11 protein-coding genes and 1 pseudogene are annotated in these 18,904 nt (G+C 55.5%); 7 read left to right on the top strand and 5 right to left on the bottom strand.

Annotated elements, in window-relative coordinates; all coding sequences use genetic code 11:
- Positions 1–10: 10 nt before the first annotated feature.
- The 7 genes and pseudogenes from DES53_RS25190 to DES53_RS25165 all read left to right on the top strand — a co-directional run bounded on the left by DES53_RS25190 (position 11) and on the right by DES53_RS25165 (position 9,616).
- Entirely contained in the window at positions 11–586 is a 576-nt protein-coding gene (locus DES53_RS25190) for a hypothetical protein (protein WP_113961098.1), read from the top strand.
- Positions 583–1,509, top strand: a pseudogene (locus DES53_RS34090) (ATP-binding protein); the annotation flags it as partial. The gene DES53_RS25190 and the pseudogene DES53_RS34090, both read left to right, overlap by 4 nt.
- An 18-nt stretch (positions 1,510–1,527) precedes the next feature.
- Entirely contained in the window at positions 1,528–2,145 is a 618-nt protein-coding gene (locus tag DES53_RS33785) for a hypothetical protein (RefSeq protein WP_245958259.1), read from the top strand.
- Entirely contained in the window at positions 2,142–5,927 is a 3,786-nt protein-coding gene (locus tag DES53_RS25180) for an ATP-binding protein (RefSeq protein WP_113961096.1), read from the top strand. Before DES53_RS33785 ends, DES53_RS25180 begins: the two co-directional genes overlap by 4 nt.
- Entirely contained in the window at positions 5,924–7,087 is a 1,164-nt protein-coding gene (locus tag DES53_RS25175) for a response regulator (protein ID WP_113961095.1), read from the top strand. The genes DES53_RS25180 and DES53_RS25175 overlap by 4 nt, the downstream gene beginning before the upstream one ends.
- A 75-nt stretch (positions 7,088–7,162) precedes the next feature.
- Positions 7,163–8,506: a hypothetical protein gene (locus tag DES53_RS25170; protein ID WP_113961094.1), complete on the top strand. Its 1,344-nt coding sequence runs from the start codon at positions 7,163–7,165 to the stop codon at positions 8,504–8,506.
- A 210-nt stretch (positions 8,507–8,716) separates the two neighbouring features.
- Positions 8,717–9,616: a Nal1-like putative serine protease gene (locus tag DES53_RS25165; protein WP_211325681.1), complete on the top strand. Its 900-nt coding sequence runs from the start codon at positions 8,717–8,719 to the stop codon at positions 9,614–9,616.
- A gap of 456 nt (positions 9,617–10,072) precedes the next feature.
- Here DES53_RS25165 and DES53_RS25155 read toward each other — a convergent pair whose 3' ends face one another.
- The 5 genes from DES53_RS25155 to DES53_RS25135 all read right to left on the bottom strand — a co-directional run bounded on the left by DES53_RS25155 (position 10,073) and on the right by DES53_RS25135 (position 18,712).
- Positions 10,073–11,146: a trypsin-like serine peptidase gene (locus DES53_RS25155; protein WP_113961091.1), complete on the bottom strand. Its 1,074-nt coding sequence runs from the start codon at positions 11,144–11,146 to the stop codon at positions 10,073–10,075.
- A 14-nt stretch (positions 11,147–11,160) separates the two neighbouring features.
- Positions 11,161–14,796, bottom strand: a complete 3,636-nt coding sequence (locus DES53_RS25150; RefSeq protein ID WP_147263606.1) for a hypothetical protein — start codon at positions 14,794–14,796, stop codon at positions 11,161–11,163.
- Positions 14,797–14,798: 2 nt separating this feature from the next.
- Positions 14,799–15,872, bottom strand: a complete 1,074-nt coding sequence (locus tag DES53_RS25145; protein WP_113961089.1) for a hypothetical protein — start codon at positions 15,870–15,872, stop codon at positions 14,799–14,801.
- A gap of 64 nt (positions 15,873–15,936) precedes the next feature.
- Positions 15,937–17,688 carry a phospholipase D-like domain-containing protein gene (locus DES53_RS25140; RefSeq protein WP_113961088.1) on the bottom strand — a complete coding sequence of 584 codons (1,752 nt, stop codon included), beginning with the start codon at positions 17,686–17,688 and terminating at the stop codon, positions 15,937–15,939.
- Positions 17,689–17,770: 82 nt separating this feature from the next.
- Entirely contained in the window at positions 17,771–18,712 is a 942-nt protein-coding gene (locus tag DES53_RS25135) for a trypsin-like serine peptidase (protein ID WP_211325680.1), read from the bottom strand.
- Between the last annotated feature and the right edge of the window lie 192 nt (positions 18,713–18,904).

Here is an 18,904-nt window from a genome sequence, read left to right as displayed (position 1 = left end):
ATTCATAGAAATGGACACGAACAATAACTTGAAAATGCCGTCTGACATTCTCGACCTGGTCTTGGCCGAATGGTCAGCTAATCACATCGAATGGGAGACCGCACCGCCTTCGCAGGCGTTCCTGGTACGTGCTGGTGAGGCCGCCCGAAATGGCAATGCCATTCGCCTGATGCGGAATGCCGTGTCGGAATTGGGATTTAGTCCTGTGCCGCTTCCGGACTATGTAGCCACTGTGGCTAACAAGGCGCGAGTCAATCTGGGGAAGATTATGCCAATCGCCGAAGCCGGTGCTTCTTCTGCGACGCCGTGGGTGCAGGTGGCTGCGAAACTGGGAATGGCCGCGGATCGCATCGCGCTTCATTTGCGACTCTGGGTGGCGGATCGCTTTGCGGTCCTGGAACCTGCTCCTGCCTTGGTGGCGCACCGTGGAAAGGCATCCAAAGAAGCAAGTGTGTCGCTTGTGTTTCATGGGATGGATGAGCAGGCGGCATCGGAGGCGTTGAACCGTCTCGAGTCCCAGTATCCGCCCCATGCCAGAGAACTGTTGACCTCCTGTCTCGCAGCTTTGGAAGACGCTCCCCGATGAATGGCAGTCCTCTTTCATCTCTCCAGTCGCCAGCCCCTGAAGCTTTGCTCGACTTGCTGCGGACCGGGAGAGAGGGGGCATTCTTGCAGCAGGCCCAGTCCCTCGCATCTCTCATCGGGCGTGCCTTGAATGTGAAGGTGCTTTCCAGCACACCTCTAGGGCGCTCGCTCCGGTTTACCCTCGAGCGATTGGACATTGCCCTCCGGGGCTTTAGCGGCGAGTGTGTTCACGCACTCATCCTGGCTGGTTCGGAGGAGATATGGAGTTGCGCGGATGCATCCTTCCGTGCGCGCATTGAAAGTCCGGTGGACATGCCTCTGGTGTTTGCATGTGGGCCCGAGGAATATGCGGATGCCAGTCGCAAGGTGGGGGGGAACCATGTGCTTGTTATTTCTCCTGCAGAAATCATCCGCATGCTTGCTTCGTCGGTGCCGCTGGAGTGTCTCAAGTCCTTGATCCGTTCGCGGTTTACGCCAGGTATGCTTCATCCTTTTGAGCACCAGAAGCCCGTGGAAGATGCTTTGTTCAAGGGCAGGCATGATTTCCTGCAGCGTCTCCGGGATAATCCATCTACCAATTTTGCCCTCGTGGGTCCTTCTAAAATGGGGAAGACGTCTCTCGTGAAGCGCTATCTCAGTCCTTTGTCTGGGATGCGTTCTTCACGTTCCACGCAGGTGTATGTGGACCTCTTCGACAGGGCAGTCACTGAGCTTTCACTTGCCAGAGCAATTCGCATGGCACTTGATCCCGGATCCCCGGCATACAATGAGCCCGCGGAGACGTTGTCGGATTTTCTCGGCAAAGTTCGCTCGCGAATAGGACCGCTTGAGATTGTCCTTGATGAAACAGATCGTCATTTGGACCTGGAGTCCATGCGTGTGCTGATTCATCTCGCGGTGCGAGGCTTGTGCCGTCTCATTCTTGTCGGACGCTGGCGCCTCATGAAGATGGCGATGCATACCCAGGATGACAATTTTAACCGCCTCGAGCCAGCCGTGCTCACGCCCCTGAGCGTGGATGAAGCGATGGAGATTGTGGAACGTCCGCTGGCCGATTTAGGATTCGAAAGGTCTTTCACACGGCACGAACTTAGATCTGCGATCAACAGGCTGGGCCGTGTGCCTGGCTTGGTTCAGGAACTGGGTGCATTCCTTGTGGAAGAGTCTCGGGGCACGCTTGAACCAGAATCCCTGAAACGGGCTTTGAATCGTGTGATTACCTCCTCCCGTCTGCTGGGATTGTTGAAGGATTTGTCGTCACCGGTAGCGCAATCTGCAGCTCTCCTGCTGGCTCTTGAAGGCAAACAGCAGGGTGGCGCGCAAGTCGATCCACTCTCGATTCAGGGCCAGTTCTTGCAGCGGGACATTGTAGTGCCTGTAGAGGATTGCATGGAGATTTGTGATGAGCTGGTCATTCATCACCTTCTGGGTTATTCCGAGGGAGACTACCGGATGGCCCGCTGGGATATTGTTGCCGAGGGACAGGGGCAACGGCGCCTGTTCATGGCCATGCTGGAGGAAAAACTTGCGGTTGTTCGCCGAACGCACAGGGCGGGATGAATTCTACCTTTTACTACTCTGAGATCAGCAGTGCCACCGCCCGGCGCATTTCGGAATTGATGCAACGGGGAGAGAGTGTGATGATTCTGGGCCCTCGCGGCGTAGGGAAGAGGTACCTGCTGGACCTGGTTGATGAAATCTTTGCGGAAAAGGGAATGGACTTGCCGACCCACGCCAAGTTCAGTTCGTCCGAGGTCAGTTTTCTGGAGAGTGACGTTGCCCGCAGTCTGGCCAACGCATCTGAGGTGGACCTGGAGGGGGAGCCTTCGATAGAGCATTGGGCCGAGAAAGTGCAGACACGTTACACAGCACAATCTCCACTAAGGATTTACATCTCCAATCTTGATGGCTTGTCCAAACGACTTGCGCACCATCTATTGTCATCCATCCAGAAGCTGGTGAAGGCACATGTGCTTGTCACCGTAGTGACAGGAGAGGGTAATGTGATAGATCTGGTAGATGGCAGCCCTACGTCTGCCTGGAGTTGCACGCACCAGTTTGTGGTCCACGCGCACGACCGGTATCATTTTGGGAAATTTCTCTTCAAGCGCATGAGGCAGATGGGTCTTCGCTTCCCGCACGGCATCGCTGGCGCAAAAAGGGTGTTTGAAAAGATCTACGATTGCACTGGCGGTAATGTGACCCTTGCACGTGCTGTACTGTGGAGTGTAGCTGATACCCTTACATTCCACTTGGAGCGCCCTGGCAGGCGTCCCATGGGGATTGAGGAGAAATTCATTCCCGAAGATCTGACGAGGACGCATGTGGTCCCCACGGCAGGGCTTGTCCCATTTCGCTACGCGGCGCATGCGGTGCATTCGGCCATCAGGGAGCCACATCCATCAAGCAGGAAGCTCGATGGCCTTGATTCCACCAACAAAGTGCTTGAAGATCTTGAGAGGATGCTTCTGCGATCGGAATGCATCTATGTGGGCGATCAGCCCCACCTCCTTGAACTGGCGGGCCTGGCTAGGCGAAACGAAGATGTGCTGGAATGGTTCTGCCCGTACGCCGAAAAATTTGCCCTATCATGGTTCAACCACCGCAGGCTGGGAGATTACTATGCATTTGCTCATGATTGGCCGAATGCGCACCGCTTGTACGAAAAGCTCAGCCCGGAAGAGCGCTGCCGTCCTCTCTCTGATGATGACAACGCTGTCCTTCTGAGGTTGATGGATGGGCTGTCTGTCTACTTTCACCGGGCCGTAAGCAAAGCGGCTGCTTCGCGGCATGAAGACGAGACGGACGAATCTCTCGTGACCTTGTTGCGCAAGGAAGTGCGCCTGGCATTGAAGAATCTTCTTGGCTTCACAGACGAAAAGATCACGTGCTGGGAAAGAGACTATCGTGGCCAGTGGGTGCGTGTCAGTGGATATGGCGAATTCACGGTGCTACCCTCGGAGATTCGTTATGACTGGGAAGCATTGGTCATGCGGAAGTCCGTGGATGAAAACGAGTATTTCGGTCATAAGCATGGCTGGCATTGGGTGGTGTGCAGAAACGCTGAAAGGCGGCCCGTGTCAGCTATTCTGGTGGATGGGAGATCCGATCCGCTCATGGAGCATGAAATGCGCAAAGACGCGATCTTCAGGGTCTTCCGGGCTTTTGTAAGGGCGCGTGAACGTCAGTGGTTGATTCAAGGGCTGGAAGAGAAGAGCATTCGCAGCCAGCTGGAAACGGAGATTTTCGAGACATTTTGGAAGCTGACACATTCAGGAAGCTGGGATGCGCATCGGGCGCTGCCCGCAATTGCCCACCCACTGCTCAGGGCGCTCCCATCCGTATCGAGGCTCGTTTTCTGCGAATTCGAGCACGAGGCATCTTCGGGGGAGCGTCGATTGAAACCTATCTATGATTCTGGATTTCCGCACACGACACCGGAGAGATTCCATGCAGTCGTTGCCAAAGGGAGACTCGCAGATTGGAATGAAATGCAACCTCCGACAGAGGTCGACGAGCACGAGGCCAACGAATTGTTTGGTGCTGGAGGGCTGGCTCCATTCTCAAATGGAACTCTCATTATTGGCAGTCCAGGCATCAAGGGCGTAGTGCTTTTAGAGCAGGCGAGGGGCATTTCGATCACCGAATCCGACATGGTGTTCCTCTTCACCCTGGCCAAGCGTTTTGAGTCAGTCTGGGCGCAAGCCATGCGTATGAAAGTGCTGCATCAGAGCATGGATGTCGATCATACACCCAAATTGTTGCTGGACCGGAAAAGTCGCATCATTTACGCGAATCAACCAGCCATTGACAGGCTTGTACTGGGCATCAATTCAGGATGGCAGGCACCCCCCGTTTCGATTTCCAGCATCAAGGACATGACTCCTGCACAGCGGAAAGCCATCGCGCCACATACGGAACGGCGGCATGAAAAGTTTGAAGATCTCACTGGTGAGATGTTCGGGTGGTGGATTCGTGAGTGTCTTCCTTTGGAAGACGAGCGCCGTTCGCCGCGAGGCTGGGTTGTCACTTTCAGAAATCGCTCCTTCCTTTTCAAGTCTTTTGAACTGCTTCGGGATCTGGAGAAATCGACTGACATCAGCCAGGCGTTGCGCATTCTGACAAACAGTCTCTGGAAGCTTCTGGACCACAGGGCGAAACCGAAGATACGCATCTATCTTATAGATAAGCAGGACCGGACGAAGCTTGTCAGTTCGTATGCGACTGGTCTGACGCCATCGAACACGAAGCATTTTGAAAGTGGGGGCGTGGTATTTGTCAACAAACTCGAGGAGACTGCCTGGAGGTGTCTCGCTTCACAACATCCTCAGGCCTTTCGCACGAGAACCAATCCTCTGGACTTGGCCACCACGGGGCGCACTAACAACGGCTTGGAGTTCGAGTGGATAGATATACTGCCGAAACATGAGATATTGGAGAAGAAGCCCGGCGACGTCGCTATTGATTTTCCGCTCTTGTCCATCCCTGAGTCACTGGGGAAGTTGACCATCAACTTGACGGGAGAAGATGCGGAAAAGTTGTCCGCAGAGTTTCCCGGGCAACTAGCGGCTTTGTCTCTCGTGTTTAGTGACCTGTTGATGCGGCGGGAGAAAGAAATGGAAGAGCGTGAGCTCCAGTATCAGAAAGATGCGCAGCGAGCGATGTCAGAAACGGCACACAATCTTGTGAGTCGGTTCGCGGCCCTCAGTGTGTTTGTGCTCCATTATCGTGGCCAGGAACATCACTGTCCGCAGTTGAAGTCCGTGACAGACCGTCTGGAGGCATTCTACAAGGGGGCAGTTCTTTCGATCAGACGCATAAAGGATCGGGTGGGACCGGTAACCCTCAAGCCGGTGCCCTGTGATCTCGTTGAGGTTATCTCCAACGCCATGCAGATTGGTTTGGGGAAGATGGGCGCTTGGTCATGGTCCCCGGAGTCGATGTCTAACTGTTTGGGGTGCTGGGATGCAACGCATTGGGAGAACACATTGCAGGAAATGATCCACAACTCCATTGATTTTGCCAAGCCCGAGCTTGCCTTGAAGGTTACAGTCGCCATGCGTGAACAATATAGCGGTGCCATGAGGTGGATGGTCTTGACCTATGAAGACAACGGCAGAGGCGTACGGGAGGAATTCAAGAAGGTAATTTTTCGGAAGCAGTCACATCGCGAGGAGATCGGGAACAAAAAGGGTGGCGGTATTGGGCTGAGTTATGTGGGGAGGGTGATGGAAGCTCACGGAGGTACGATCGAGGAGACTGGCGAGCACGGCGTGGGCGCAAGATTTATTCTTTCTGTTCCATGGAACGATTTGAAACAACGTAGAGAATACCAGATATGACCCTTGATACCCTCCTCCCAGTCACTGCGAAAGCGAGTGAAGTTTTGCAAGAATATGACGACCGACCGATCAAAGTATTGCTCGTGGAAGATGTGGCTGCGTATGCCGATGAAGTGAAAATCTTTTTCGAAACCGAGGCCGAGATTGCAAAGGCGAAGATCGATGTCCGGATAGAACATTCCGCGGAAAAGGCCTATGCCAACCTTAAAGAGGCTGAGAGAAACAAGGAGCCTTTTGATGCGGTGGTGCTGGATTACTGTCTGCCACAAACGGAAGGCACCTCAGAGAAACCGGATTTGGCACTCGCCAACTTTTGCCGGACGACTCCCGATGCGTGCAGGCAAGCTTACCAACTCACCAGCTACACGGATAGTGAAGACCTGAAGAGTTTCTGGGAATCAGATCCTCTCGACATCGAAGACGTGTTGCTTTCCAAAGAAGAGCCATGGTCTCTCAAGAAGTTATCATCAATGATTCTTGGACAAGCGAAGGCCTCTGTCCCAGGAAATCCGCCCGATGCTGTAGTGCTGGCGCATTTTCGGATACTGGTGGTTTCCTGTGATGATGAACTTCATGCCCAAACAGAAAATACCCTGTCCTCGTTTGAGGACCACTACAAGGTAGAAAGGGGCGTGGCACGTTCGCTCACGGAATGCATTGCTGTGGTGAATCGGCGGGCGGCGGTGGGGGCAGCATTCGATGCAATTTTTATCGATGCGGACGTGTCGGACATTACCGAGTCGCGGGAACTGGCGCGATTCTGTGCAGAGCAGGAGTCCAAGTCCGGCAGGGTATATCTCCTTGTGCGGCCAGGAGTTAAGGAATCCCTGCCTCACGCGAGTGATTATTCGATACTCCAAAAGTCTGAGACCATCGTTGCGGAGGTTCTTTCTGGCCTGAGGTTCCAGGAGATCAAGGGGCCGCTGCAAAGTGTGTGGCTGGCGGAATATCTGGGGAAGATTCCGACGGGAACCTGGAAGCCGAGGATGCCCAAGGGCTTTTCATTGGGACTGTTTGCGAGGCGTCTGCAGAAGGTCTGGCCGGACCTGGATGAGCAAACGAAGAACAAGGCGCGGAACTTGTTCCATATTTCAGAACATGGGCCTGATTCGGATTTGCCTGAGATTGGGCTGCGGCAGTTTGAACGAAAGTTAACCTAAATGTAGTAAAAAAAATGCTTTTCCCGATTATTTACTCTTGGGGACCGCCTAATTATCCCGCAAGATGTCCATGAAATGACCGATCCATGGACAGAAGCGCGTGCGGCTCGTCTGCGAGAAATTGCCCTTACAGTTCTCGAACGGACACAGGAATTGCCCTGGGAGGTGGGCCATCCGGCAGGCAAGGTCACAGTACGGCACGTGAACCAAGTCAATGGGGGCATTTTTTTGCAGCCCAAGACTCCCCGGCAAGTATGGATGGGCATCGAAAGGGATGATTTGCTCCGGATCGAAGAATTACTGTCGGCATGGGAGCAAGAGATGAGCGATGCCTATGCCTGGCAATTTGAACGACTCGCTCATGTCTATGTCATCATCTGCACAGACCTCCAGGAACTGACTGAGTTGAACGACGAGGGCGACGAGCTGGGTGAAAGCGAAGCGTTCGTGCTCCCTTATCTTGACTCAGACGACTGCAGGCAACTCAGTTTCCTCCTAATGATTCCGTACCCGCAGCCTTTTCGGAGTCGTGAAGCCGAAGTTGACTGGTTGCTGGATGTGACTGTCCACGAACTGGAGCACATCTGGCAGTTCCTGACGATTGGCACGGACAATGTAGGAGCAGCGTGGAGGGATTTTTCGGAAATGTGCGCCATGAAGGCGGAGCAGAGCAGACACCCGGGTTCCCGGTCTTTCCTCGACTATGGGCTGGCCTTTCAGACACGTTTTCCCCAAGGTGTGCTTTCACGCCAGACCGTTGATGGAATGATCCGTGTCCTGGATAAGGTGGAAAATGCTCGCAAGACCCATCCTATTTACTGGTATTTTCCATTTCTCATTCAGATCGATGAGAAACTCAAGTCGGCCTGTGGACTCAAGGATGGTTGCCGGGCTATCTGGAGGCAATGGAGAGGCACAGATGGCAAGGTCAATTCGCCATGGCTGCTCATTGATGAATCGCTGCAAAAGCAAGGGTACTCGCTTTCTCGCGAATGGGTATCGTTTTGCCAGGCGGCCCTGCGGCCCAATTCCGCTGGTTGCGAGGTGGTTGGCGCCATGAACGGACGATTCACGACACGGGCGCCGAGCTGGAGGGTCGATATGCAAAGCACCCCGCCGATGACGACACTGGCCTTCCAATCCTGGCCTTTGGGAGCCCATTGGGTTCAATTTGCTGGGCAAGGCAAGGGTCGCCGTCTGAACTGGGGTCCGCCTTCTAGCAATGGTTTTGTCGAAATCCACATGCATGATGGAAACGGAGGTTGGAGCCATCTGGAGGTTCCTGGTTGGGAAATACCAGACAACGAGCCATATGACTTTCTGGTGATTCACACGCATCTTCCTTCCCCCACGCGCGTGCCGGATTTCTATGGCACAAATATCTCCATCGCGTTTGAGGAGCCGCCCATAAGGCGCTGATGTCACACCCTGTCGTAGGAAGAATGGACGCACGTATACACACTCCATCTTCACGCATCTATGACACTCGACAGCGCACGAGAGCTGCAGCAGAAGTTTCTGAATTTTGCCGTCCCTTCCATTGAGACAATGGCGAACGGGGTCCCACAAAGTTTTGTGCTGAGCCGAGCACTGCGGAAGGGAGTGGGCGAGTCAGCGGCCGGTGATCAGGTGTCTGGTCCCATTGTTGGAGTTGGCATCTCGTTGGGGTTCCAGGGCAAGGGATATGCGGTGGCCCTTCGATTGGGGGATGCGGCCTTGGAGCATAGCAAGCCGGTGCGGGACTTCATCGAGGAAGCCAGGGGCGAGGTGGATATCAGGGTCGTTGGAAGAGTGTACGCTCTCAAAGTGCCCTGGAATCGCGAGCATGTCCGGCCGCTGGAGCCTGGCATTTCGATTGGGCACTTCAACATTACTGCCGGCACTCTCGGTTGCTTTGTCCGGATGAAGTCCGGTGGGGACGAGCGTCTTCGCATCCTCAGCAACAATCATGTCCTGGCGAATGTAAACCGTGCGCGCCGTGGGGATCCTATTCTGCAACGAGGACCAGCGGATGGGGGCATGAGGTCGCAGGACACAGTGGCAGTACTGGAAACCTACAAGCGTATTCTTTTCACGGGCTCCAATGAAGTGGATGCGGCGCTCGCGACACTCGTTGAGGAGATCGATATTGTACCCGGACAACTTCGGGGCATTGGGGGCATTGCGGGGGTGGCCGCCGCAGGGCAGCTTTATGAGGAAAAGCTCAAGGTAAAGAAGCTCGGACGTACTACGGGGATCACTGAGGGTGAGATTACCGCAGTGGAAGTTGTAGTGCCAAACGGAGTCGCTTTTGGTGAGGGCAAGGTTGCACCGTATCATCATCAAATCGAAATCCAGTCGACAAACAATCTGCCTTTCAGCCGGGGCGGCGACAGTGGCTCGCTTGTGGTGACCTCAGACGGCACCGAAGCAGTCGGCCTGCTTTTCGCGGGCACAGACTTCGGTGGCCATGGAGGACTCGGTTTGACTTATGCCAATCCCATCCAAACTGTTCTTGACGGTCTCCGCATTGACCTTGTCACACGCTAGAATCTGCGGTAAGGTCGGAGTCATGGAGGACCTGAAGTTGCAGAAGGCTCGTGCTGCACAGGCTGAATTGATCCGTACGGTCAAAGTTCGGCTCACAGGCGTGGGCATTGCCAAGAGGGCGGGGGTGCTTGGCCTCAAGGTCAACATCGTTAGAGGCGAGGATCGGGCCGCGATACCCGACCAAGTGGCAGGGGTTCCTGTTCTGGATGTGGAAGTTGTCGGTGAGGTGAGGGCCCAAACCGGAGAGAGGACCGGATCTGGTTTGAATTCTTGATGTTGCCTTGATGAGCACCAGGTGGCGTGCAAGACAGCTAGGGCGGAACGATGGTCAGAGAGCAAGCCCACCGAGGAATGAGCAAGAGAGCGAGGCCTTCCTCTGCGAGACTTGCGAAGGGGATGAGCCCACTGGCGCTTCCACCGAGCATACCAGCTGCACATTAAGTTTGCAGAGAATCTCTATAGCACGCCAGCAGCCTTGAGGCCTGCAACAACGCGCGAAATTCGGATGCCCTCATTTTTCCGCAGAGGCGCCCGGCCTACAACCTCCTGTGGACGACCGCCAGCGTGGTGCAGGGCGAAAAGTCTTCCTTCGCGGTCCAACACAGGCGATCCTGACGATCCCTCTTGGGTGTCTGTTAGGTAGTGTGTCACGCGGTCGTCAATGAAGGAGACCTGGTTTCGCACAAATCCCAACCGTTTACGCTGACCTGCCGGATGTTGAATGATGTAAGCAGGGTCTCCCTCCTTGAAGGTTACGGCTGCATCCATCGGGATCACCGGCCATGAGTCCTCCATGAGGTCTGTTGTCCGTATCACGGCCCAATCGTCGTCTTTGTCTGTGTGGATCGTGCTGACGTCACAGCGGATGATTTTGGCCGCAGTGGGGACCCCATCTCTGTCATCTTCGTAGAGAAACTCCGCCGCCACGCCGGTGGCTCGCGCACCAGTGCCAATATGGTGCAGCACGTGCCAGTTGGTGAGCAGTAGATCAGCGCCGACCCGGAAGCCAGTGCCTGTTTTCGTAGTGCCAGCAAGATTGACATTGAGCTTGCAGACCGCTGGGGACAGGGTGAGCAGCGTTTTCAAGGTGTCGATGAGTCCTGGTACCTTTCCGATTTGGAGCGTCAAGTCATCGCGATACAGTAGCGCTTCTGGCTCGAAGACATCGTCGGTTCCGCTGATGAATTTGGGAGCTCCATCAGCCTGGCGGGGTTCGTCGGCCACGGGCGGCGGGCGATCCTGCAAAAGCTCAGCAAGATACCCCTTGAACGGACTCGTGGCGGCGAGTCGATCGGACACCTCCTGGATGAGCGAGCGAAGCGCGCCATGCCTGCAAGCCTCATCAAGGATATCCCTCCAAAGGTAAAAGACCGGCTGTTCAGCGAAAATCATTGTCGTATCGAGTCCTACCTTCCGCGCTACAAAAAGGGCCGCCTGCCCGGTTGGATGAATCTGGCAGAGAACACGATGGAGCTCCTGGGCCACCGGATTGACCCAGGGATAGGGAAGGGAATCGAGAAATTCGGGCATGGTGAGGTGGGTTATCAGGAGTTGGGATTCAAGCCACCGACCCGTTCGCACAAGGCCTGCAGGGGATCAGGCGCGAGAAGCAGAACCAACCAAGAGAGGAAGGGGGATGCTTTCACCTTGGTTCCTATGAGGAGATCTGAGAGCGTCCAGTCGTTCCTGTCACTGGTCAATATCGCTTCAATCCTCCTCTTGAGCCACTGCTCACTGGCTGGCAATAGTGCGGATGCTCTTTTGATTAGCTCGAGAGTCTTGTCACTGGGCCGGGCGGGGTTGCGGGCAAGAGCATAGCTGTTCTTCATGACAGCCTCATCGATGTTATTGGAGTTCCTGAAACCAATGTCGATGCCGCGGAAAGCCACAAGGGTAGTGAAGATGGAGGCTTCTATATTCCTCCACATCATCGTTTGTGTTGCGGAGGATGTTGCTCCGAGTTCCGAGGCATCACGCAAGAACATGGAATTCGCGCTGAGCATCCAGCGCTTCCATGCCTTGTTGAACAAATCCTTGGAGGGAGTGATTCCCGTTCCACCAGGAAAGGGCTGTGCTAGAGACCTCAGATTGGCGTTTCTTACGACCGGATATTTCTTTGCGATCGAGAGGCCGAGGCCGGAAGCGGCCATGCGGCGCTTTTGCAGTTGCATGGCGAACTCGGGAAGTTCATCCACGGTCTCTGGTGGCCAAAGGAAGTGGGTTGTTTCGGCACGACTCTTTCTGCCCAACAGTTTGGATAGCTCCGAGAATATGACATCGCAGGGAGGAAGATGACGGGTCACTGCCTTGTCCATGGGTACCTGTCCCAATTGCTCCGCCACATCCAGTTCCTTCTCGAGGTCGACCGTCAGCCGGATACGAGCGGCCATCACAGCCAGCGCCTCGATAGGGTCCCTCCACTTTTTCTCTCCTTGAATTTGCAACAAGAGTTTGTCGGCTGCTTGGGGTTTTCCCTCCCCGACGGCGACTAGCGCCGCGAGCAGCGTTCGATTCCGCTGAATCTCTCCATCGGCCGATCCAGCGGAATCCAAGATGCGGCGGGCTTCGGGCAGTCGGCCATTTTGCCACTCCTGCCACACGTCGTAGAACACAAGTGGACTTCCGGTGCTGCGGTCGGTGCGCTCAGAAAGGATCTGCCCCAGGCTGCGCACCAGACCCCGCCGCTGGTGGCCGCGGATGCGCTTGACGGCCTCTTCTTCCCAGGACTCGAGGCTGTTTTCAGATTCCGTCACCTTGAATCGCAGCCATTCGCGCTCGACGGTGGCGTCTTCCTGCAGGTCTTCTTCCGCATATTTCAGCAATCGACCGCAATCAGGCCGCCACAGACGTTCTGCATCGGCGATTCTTCCGAGCCGCAGATAATGATAGATAACGTCCGCGCGATAGGAGGTTTCGGAGAGGTCTTGTTGCTCATACCATGCGACCGCCCGCTGATCGATCTCGCGCACGCGTGGTGCGTCGTCCATCTCAAGCAGGCGCAGAGAAGCAGTGCGTACCTCTGGACGGACTTGCAATGCTCCGGTGTCGGAGTCTTGCGTCAGTTGTATTGCACTGCCGCCCATTCCAGGGCTGATCAGGGCCATCTCCCGGGCCAATTCGGCAAAGGCCGTCTGGGTCGTGAGCTCCTGTGGCAACCGGTCATAGAGAATCTCTGCAACCATGTTTTCCGTCACGTTGCGCAGCACCAGGGCGTCTTTGGCCAGGGGCTTGAGCCGGTCGTCGACCACGCGGTTGAGGATACGACGATAGAGAAAACCCTCGACAAGCTTTTGCGGCAGCGTATTCGCCAGATCTTCCGTGCCACCCTCACGGATGAGTCGTAGCGCCAGCTTCAGTACGAGAGGCACGCCATTCTTGGAGTTTTTCCATACTTGGTCATGGACTTTCTCATCCTCGACTCCACTCTGCTTCAACCAGAGTTTGGCGTCTTTCTCGGTCATGCCCTTGAGTGCCAGGGGCACCGCAGCCTTGTTCTTCAGCTTCAATCCGTGCACTGGCGCACGGCCGCTCACGATCACGCGAACCCGCGGGGCGGCGGCCATGATGACATTGAGCACATCCCAGATTTCATCGTGCCGCTTCTCGTGTTGTGCGATCTCAAACCCGTCCAACACCATCAATGCAAGCTCTTCCCGCGTCTCTGCTTTTAGCTGTTTGCCGATGGCTGCCGCTGCCTGCTTCCATTCGTTTTCGTTGAGGGTTGGCGCGACAAAGTTGGCCAGTTGGACCTTCATTTGCTCCACGATGACTTTGAGGATGGATACCGCGTCATCCGGCGAGAGGTCAGACCGGTCGAAATCCAGCCAGAGCAGGAGCATCTTCTCCGGCTGGTCGAGCACGAATTGAGCGATCAAAGTGGACTTGCCGATCCCTCCCAAGCCCGAAATGACCAGTGGCCCCTTCCTCGTGTTCTCGAACCAGGCCTGCACGTGTTCCAGTTCCGTTTTGCGACCCCGCACTTTGTCCTTGGTCAGGACTCTCAGATCACCACGCACCCGACGCCGGCCCAACTCGCGGTTGATCGTGGCTACAGTTGGAAGTCCTGGCGCAATCCCTTTGAACCAGCGGACGGCTTGGAGCCAGTAGGGCAGTGCAGCATCAGCGATCTTCGACATTGGATAGGGCGGCCCCTGTAGAATCTTGTCGATCACCTCCTGGCCTGGATTCTCGCTCTTCTCTTTCCCGCGCACGCGTCGCAGTTCCGTGAGCGTGCGGCCTTGCAGAAGCTCGCGGCGAGTATCGTCTTCCAGTACCCACTGCCTTGAAGATTCGTCAGCATCTATCACAAAAGGCGCGTATTGCTCCCGGCGGCCCAAAACGTCGGGATCGAAGGTCCAGCGCAGCGCTGCGGCGAGTAGTTCGGGCTTGGAAGCTCCTGTGCTTGAGGTTTCAACCATCATCGCGTATGAAGGCTGAACGATGGTGGATTCGAGCGCTCTCGACATGGCAGGACCGGCTTCTGTGCCTTGGCCTGTCGCAGAGACATTGGCCAAGCGATGGTGTGCTGCGATTTCCGGCCAGGCGGAGGATTGTCGCAAGTCCTCCAGCACCAGTGCCAAGGGTCTCCCGTAGTTCGAACTTCGGGATTCTCCCGAGCCAGTGTGCATTCCCAACACCGTCCAACCCGACTCCGAGAATATCGGTGCCCCACTCGATCCGGCCATCGAATCGGCATCGTATTCCAACGTATCAGAAGAGACGCCCACGAATCGCCCCACACTGATCTTCATGGAGTCCATCCCGCCTGAGAAGTGCAGCAGGAACAGTGTGTGATCGGACAGGGCGCTGGCCGTCTCAAGAGGTAGCGCGCAGCCAGGCATCGGCTGCGCGAGGCGCAGGAGTACCGCCGACTTGTGAAAGGAATCGGTGTTTGCATCTACTGCATAAGATGGTGGGGATGGATCCACCGGTGTTGCTATGGTTTCAGTGGTGTCGCCGGAGCGGCGTACAGAGAAGACAACCTTCTCATGGGGCAGAAGCACGTACCTTGGCACGACCACTAATGTGTCGGTGATTAGCCAAGTCGTGGCATAAGTTGGCCCCCTGGATGAGCTTTCCGCATCCCGGCTGAGAAAAAGCAGCACCCCTTGCGCGGCCTTCTGCAAGCCCGCCTGGAATACATCCATCGACACGATTCGACTTTGCTGTCCTAGAATCATGGTTAGGGCGTGGTCAGGTTTGTCAGCCGGTTTTTGACATCGGTGTTGATACCTTTGAGCCGGGCTGACGGAGCAAGCGTATCGGCAGTGCGGATCACTTGCTCGGCATCCGCCTTGATCTGGTCTTCCAAACCGACGAGGCCCTGGCGTTTTATCCCTTCGCGCAAGGCTTCCGCCACATCATCAAGGGTCAGGTCACCTGTACTGGTGCGATCCTCAAGCCAAAACCCTTCCTCCCAATGTGTGGGCACCTCCCCGTCTGGGTAGTGAATCAGGAGCAGCCAGAATCGACTCTGGAACTGGGGCGTGTTCATGAATGCGGCAAACTCGTCGAAGAAAAGTTTGATGTCTGGGTCCAGCAAAGGTTGGCCATTCGCATCGAGCCCCAGATCGTCTACGGCAATCCACGCCCTGATACCGGAATGTGCAGTCTGCCGCAGGATCTCGCGGCAAATGGCCTGATACCACGCTACCTTTGTGGAATCACCTTGGGGAGGGGCGGTGTTTGGCAGTCCGAGTGCAGCAAAGATCGTATCGACCGCTACCGGCACCGTACTCACCCGGGCTCGATGGAGATAAATTGGCTGTGCTCCAAGGCTCGTCGCGATACGGAAAAATAGATATCGACCGTGGCTCTTGCCACTTTTGGCCTCTCCCCGGACCAGCAACACCCGGATCGGACTATCACTTACTTCGAACTCGCTGAGCTTTTCCCGAAGGCTCTTGCGATTGAGCACCAGCATGCGGTCCGCAGCGTATACCTGCTTTCTTGGATCTTCAGCATCGAAAACGGCCTGAATTGCTTTGACCACTCTGGGAGTTCCTTGAAAACTTCTGCCAACTCGTTCGCACAAGCTTTTTACGCGTGCCTGTCTGGCGAAGAGCTTGAGAGCCTCTCTCCATAGTGGCGCTGGCGCTTGCTCGATGTTCAGTTCGGAACGATTGAGCCCACACATGTCACAGAGGTGCGTGATCGCGTCCCTGTTGTCGTAGACCAGGATAAGTACCGCTTCCAACTCCTGTGCTTCCCGCAGATGAAAGGGGAAAGTGATCTCATCGAAAAACGGGTGAGCCATCGCAATTTAAAAAAATACGCGCGTGGACTGGGGAATTCTTTCCTCCATCCCTCTGTCTGCGGTGTCATTCATCATACCATGCCTGCCAGGGAATGCGTAGTTTCCCCAGAGGAGTCGGACCGTCTCCGGCAAGCTCAGGCACGATCTCTTCTGAGCCTGTGGCGGGTTTGGAGAGGTTGTCCCAGTCAAAGAGGAAGACCTCAGTATAATATTTGGTGATTTCCCGGGAATGAAATACCAGGCTGGTATCGCGGTTGAACTGCGTTCCGTCGCTGGACCAGTTGTTGCTTCCCACCACGGCAATCTTGCCGTCTATGAGGACGCCCTTGTTGTGCATCTTGCTGGTTTGCCGGCGGAACATGCGCCGCTTCCAGCGTCGGGGTCCTACGAGCAGATCGGAGTGCTCGGACTTTTGATTTTGACTGACCAGTACGCGCACATCGATCTCGGGGTCAGCCATCTTTTCGGCAATGGCGGAAATGATATCATCGAAGATTTCGAGTGAAGGTTGTCGGATATATGAAAATTGGAGATACAAGCTCTTCTTCGCCTTCTGGATCAATTTCAGAATTTCGGCCGCGTAGTTGTCCGGGCTCATCAACGGCTGGACCTTAACCGGGGTGCCGCTCGTCGCGAAAGTCCTGGCCACGAACTGGTGATCCTGCAACACAGCAGCCTCTGCAGCGAAGGCCTCCATGGGAATCAGGAGATCCGGCATGGCTTCGGGCATGGCCTCCGGAGCTGGCATGGCGGCGGCCTCCTGTGCCTGCTTGATATCGTGTTCGATGAACTTCTCGTATATTTTGGCCAGTTCCTCGTCTTCGATAATCACGTGCCACTCACGGTTGCCCAGCCGGTAGAAATTCGGTGCGTCACTGTCAGTGACCTTTGGCTGGCTGTTGGGGCTGAAGTTTCCGCTGGAGGCCCACATGGCACGTGAATCCCGCACCACCACTTTGGTGTGATAGGAATTCTTGAATACTTTGTTGGGGCCGGACACTGAGGCTTTGGTGAACTCCAGCCGGTCACCCCAGCTGTCACGCAGCAGTTCCTCGGTATCCTTGTCGTTCTCGCCTGGGCCTGTCTGCAAGATGATGTTCAGCCTTGCGTCGCTTTCCTCGCCCAAATCACAGACGGCTGTCAGGATGTGTTTGGCGTAAAACTCATACATCGCCACCGTGAGATGACTGGTGGTTCCTTCGAGAAATCCCTTCAAAATCGGCCAACCGGAATCGGGCCCTACATGGCAGGTGATGTTGTGAACGCGCGCCTCTTTCAAGGATACCACATCAGGATCCGGTGGCGTGTAGTGAATGCCTGAACCCGCTTCGGCGGCTTCAGGCACAAGGCCCGTCCAGGCCTCAAGTGGAGCGGTGCCCTCAATCATCTCCAGAGCAGAAGCAGTGCGGACTTCCACGGGCACGCCTCTCAGGCTGGCAGGAGGCCAATCCTGCGTGGCGCCAGGACGGGTCAGGATCACCATGCAAGGTTCTTCCCCGGCCTCGTTCTCCAGAAGGCGGAATCCTGGTCGTATGCCAACAACTCCCTCATGGGCCGCGATTGCTTCCCCCTCCTCTCGAATGGCTGAAACAACTGGGGAGAATGCATCAATGCTGATTGCTTTCGCCGACTCCAGTTGGGGAGCCACGCGGGCGTGCTCAATCACATCTCCCATTTGCACCCCCGTCACCGCAGTGACGAGCCCTTCCCGCGGTGAGAACTCTGCACGGTCGCCTTGGAGCTTCACTTCAACTCCACCCGCGTCCAGGATCACCTCGTTGGGGAGTACATGTATGATACCTCGATATGTTTTCATGTTGGCAATGCGTTCTCAGAGGATGGCGGCACCGCAGCAAACCATGTCGACATGTGACAATCCAGGGATCTGCGTCTCGTCGTTAGTCCCGCTTCCAACTTTCAAGATTAGCGAACACTTGTGAGGAGATGCGGGTGCCCGAGTTTGACGTCTGGCCACCATAGGCATGGATGCCCACCGCCACCCTTTCACCATTGCGAACGATGTAGGCCGCAGTCCCGCTCTGTCCTCCCGCCGTATCGGCGGCATAAAAGACCTTGTCCGGTTTCACGCTTCCTATCTCCCGCTTGTCGTACCAAAGTGTGCCCTTTGGCTTGTCACCAGGATAGCCACCGACATTGGCGACGGAAGCGAGCAAGTCCTCGTCCGTAAACACGCCGTAACCGAAGAATCCCAGCTCTTGCGGGAAGGCGGCCGGTAAGACGATGGCTCCGTAATCATAGTTTTCGGAGCCATCCTCCCCCCAGCCTTTTACTGACCAGAACTCGGTTGCCGTGATGCCGCCGAATGGGAGGATATCTGCATTGCGGCCGGGCATGACCTGAATCTTCTTGACCCAGCCGTCGCGTCCCACAACGCCACTGTGCTTGATAAATACGCAATGGCCTGCTGTCACGAGGGTGCGTGGACTGATGAACCAGGCTGTGCCTATCCATTGTGAATTGTCTGCGGCGGTAATCAGCAGTGACGCAATTGTCCGCCACGGATATACTGTGGTGTCCGCAATGCGTACTCGCTCATCGGTGCCCAGTACGGCCTCAAAAGCGGGCGGTGTGCCAAAGGAAGCAACACCGATGTCGGAAAGGTTTTCAAGGCTGGGTGCCGTCCATTGAACTACCTCCGACGACTCAAACGCAACCTCCGGTGTGGGGAGGACTTCAGAAGCCGTACCATCGACAAGCTCAAGCACTTCTCCCGTCCCGACAGACCCATGGGAAATCTGTTGTTTTTCGATAACCGATTCACTCGCCACAATATTTGTGATTGGAGTGTGTGCCCCCGTTGGAATGGTAATAGTAGGCATGGATATGGAGAAATTGTACCATATGATGTCGAATGAGAATGTTCGTGTCAATTTCAAAACAATGACACCGGCTGAAATGGGGAGGGGAGATGAGAGCCGATGTCACATTGAGTTTTGCGATGTGACAACTGAAGGAAAGCCCAGTCTCTGAGACAGGTCGAACTCCGTTTCCATCGGCTTGAAAATTGCGCC

Origin of the sequence: Roseimicrobium gellanilyticum (assembly GCF_003315205.1) — a bacterium.
Lineage (GTDB): Bacteria > Verrucomicrobiota > Verrucomicrobiia > Verrucomicrobiales > Verrucomicrobiaceae > Roseimicrobium > Roseimicrobium gellanilyticum.
This window is presented reverse-complemented; position numbering and strand designations above follow the sequence as displayed.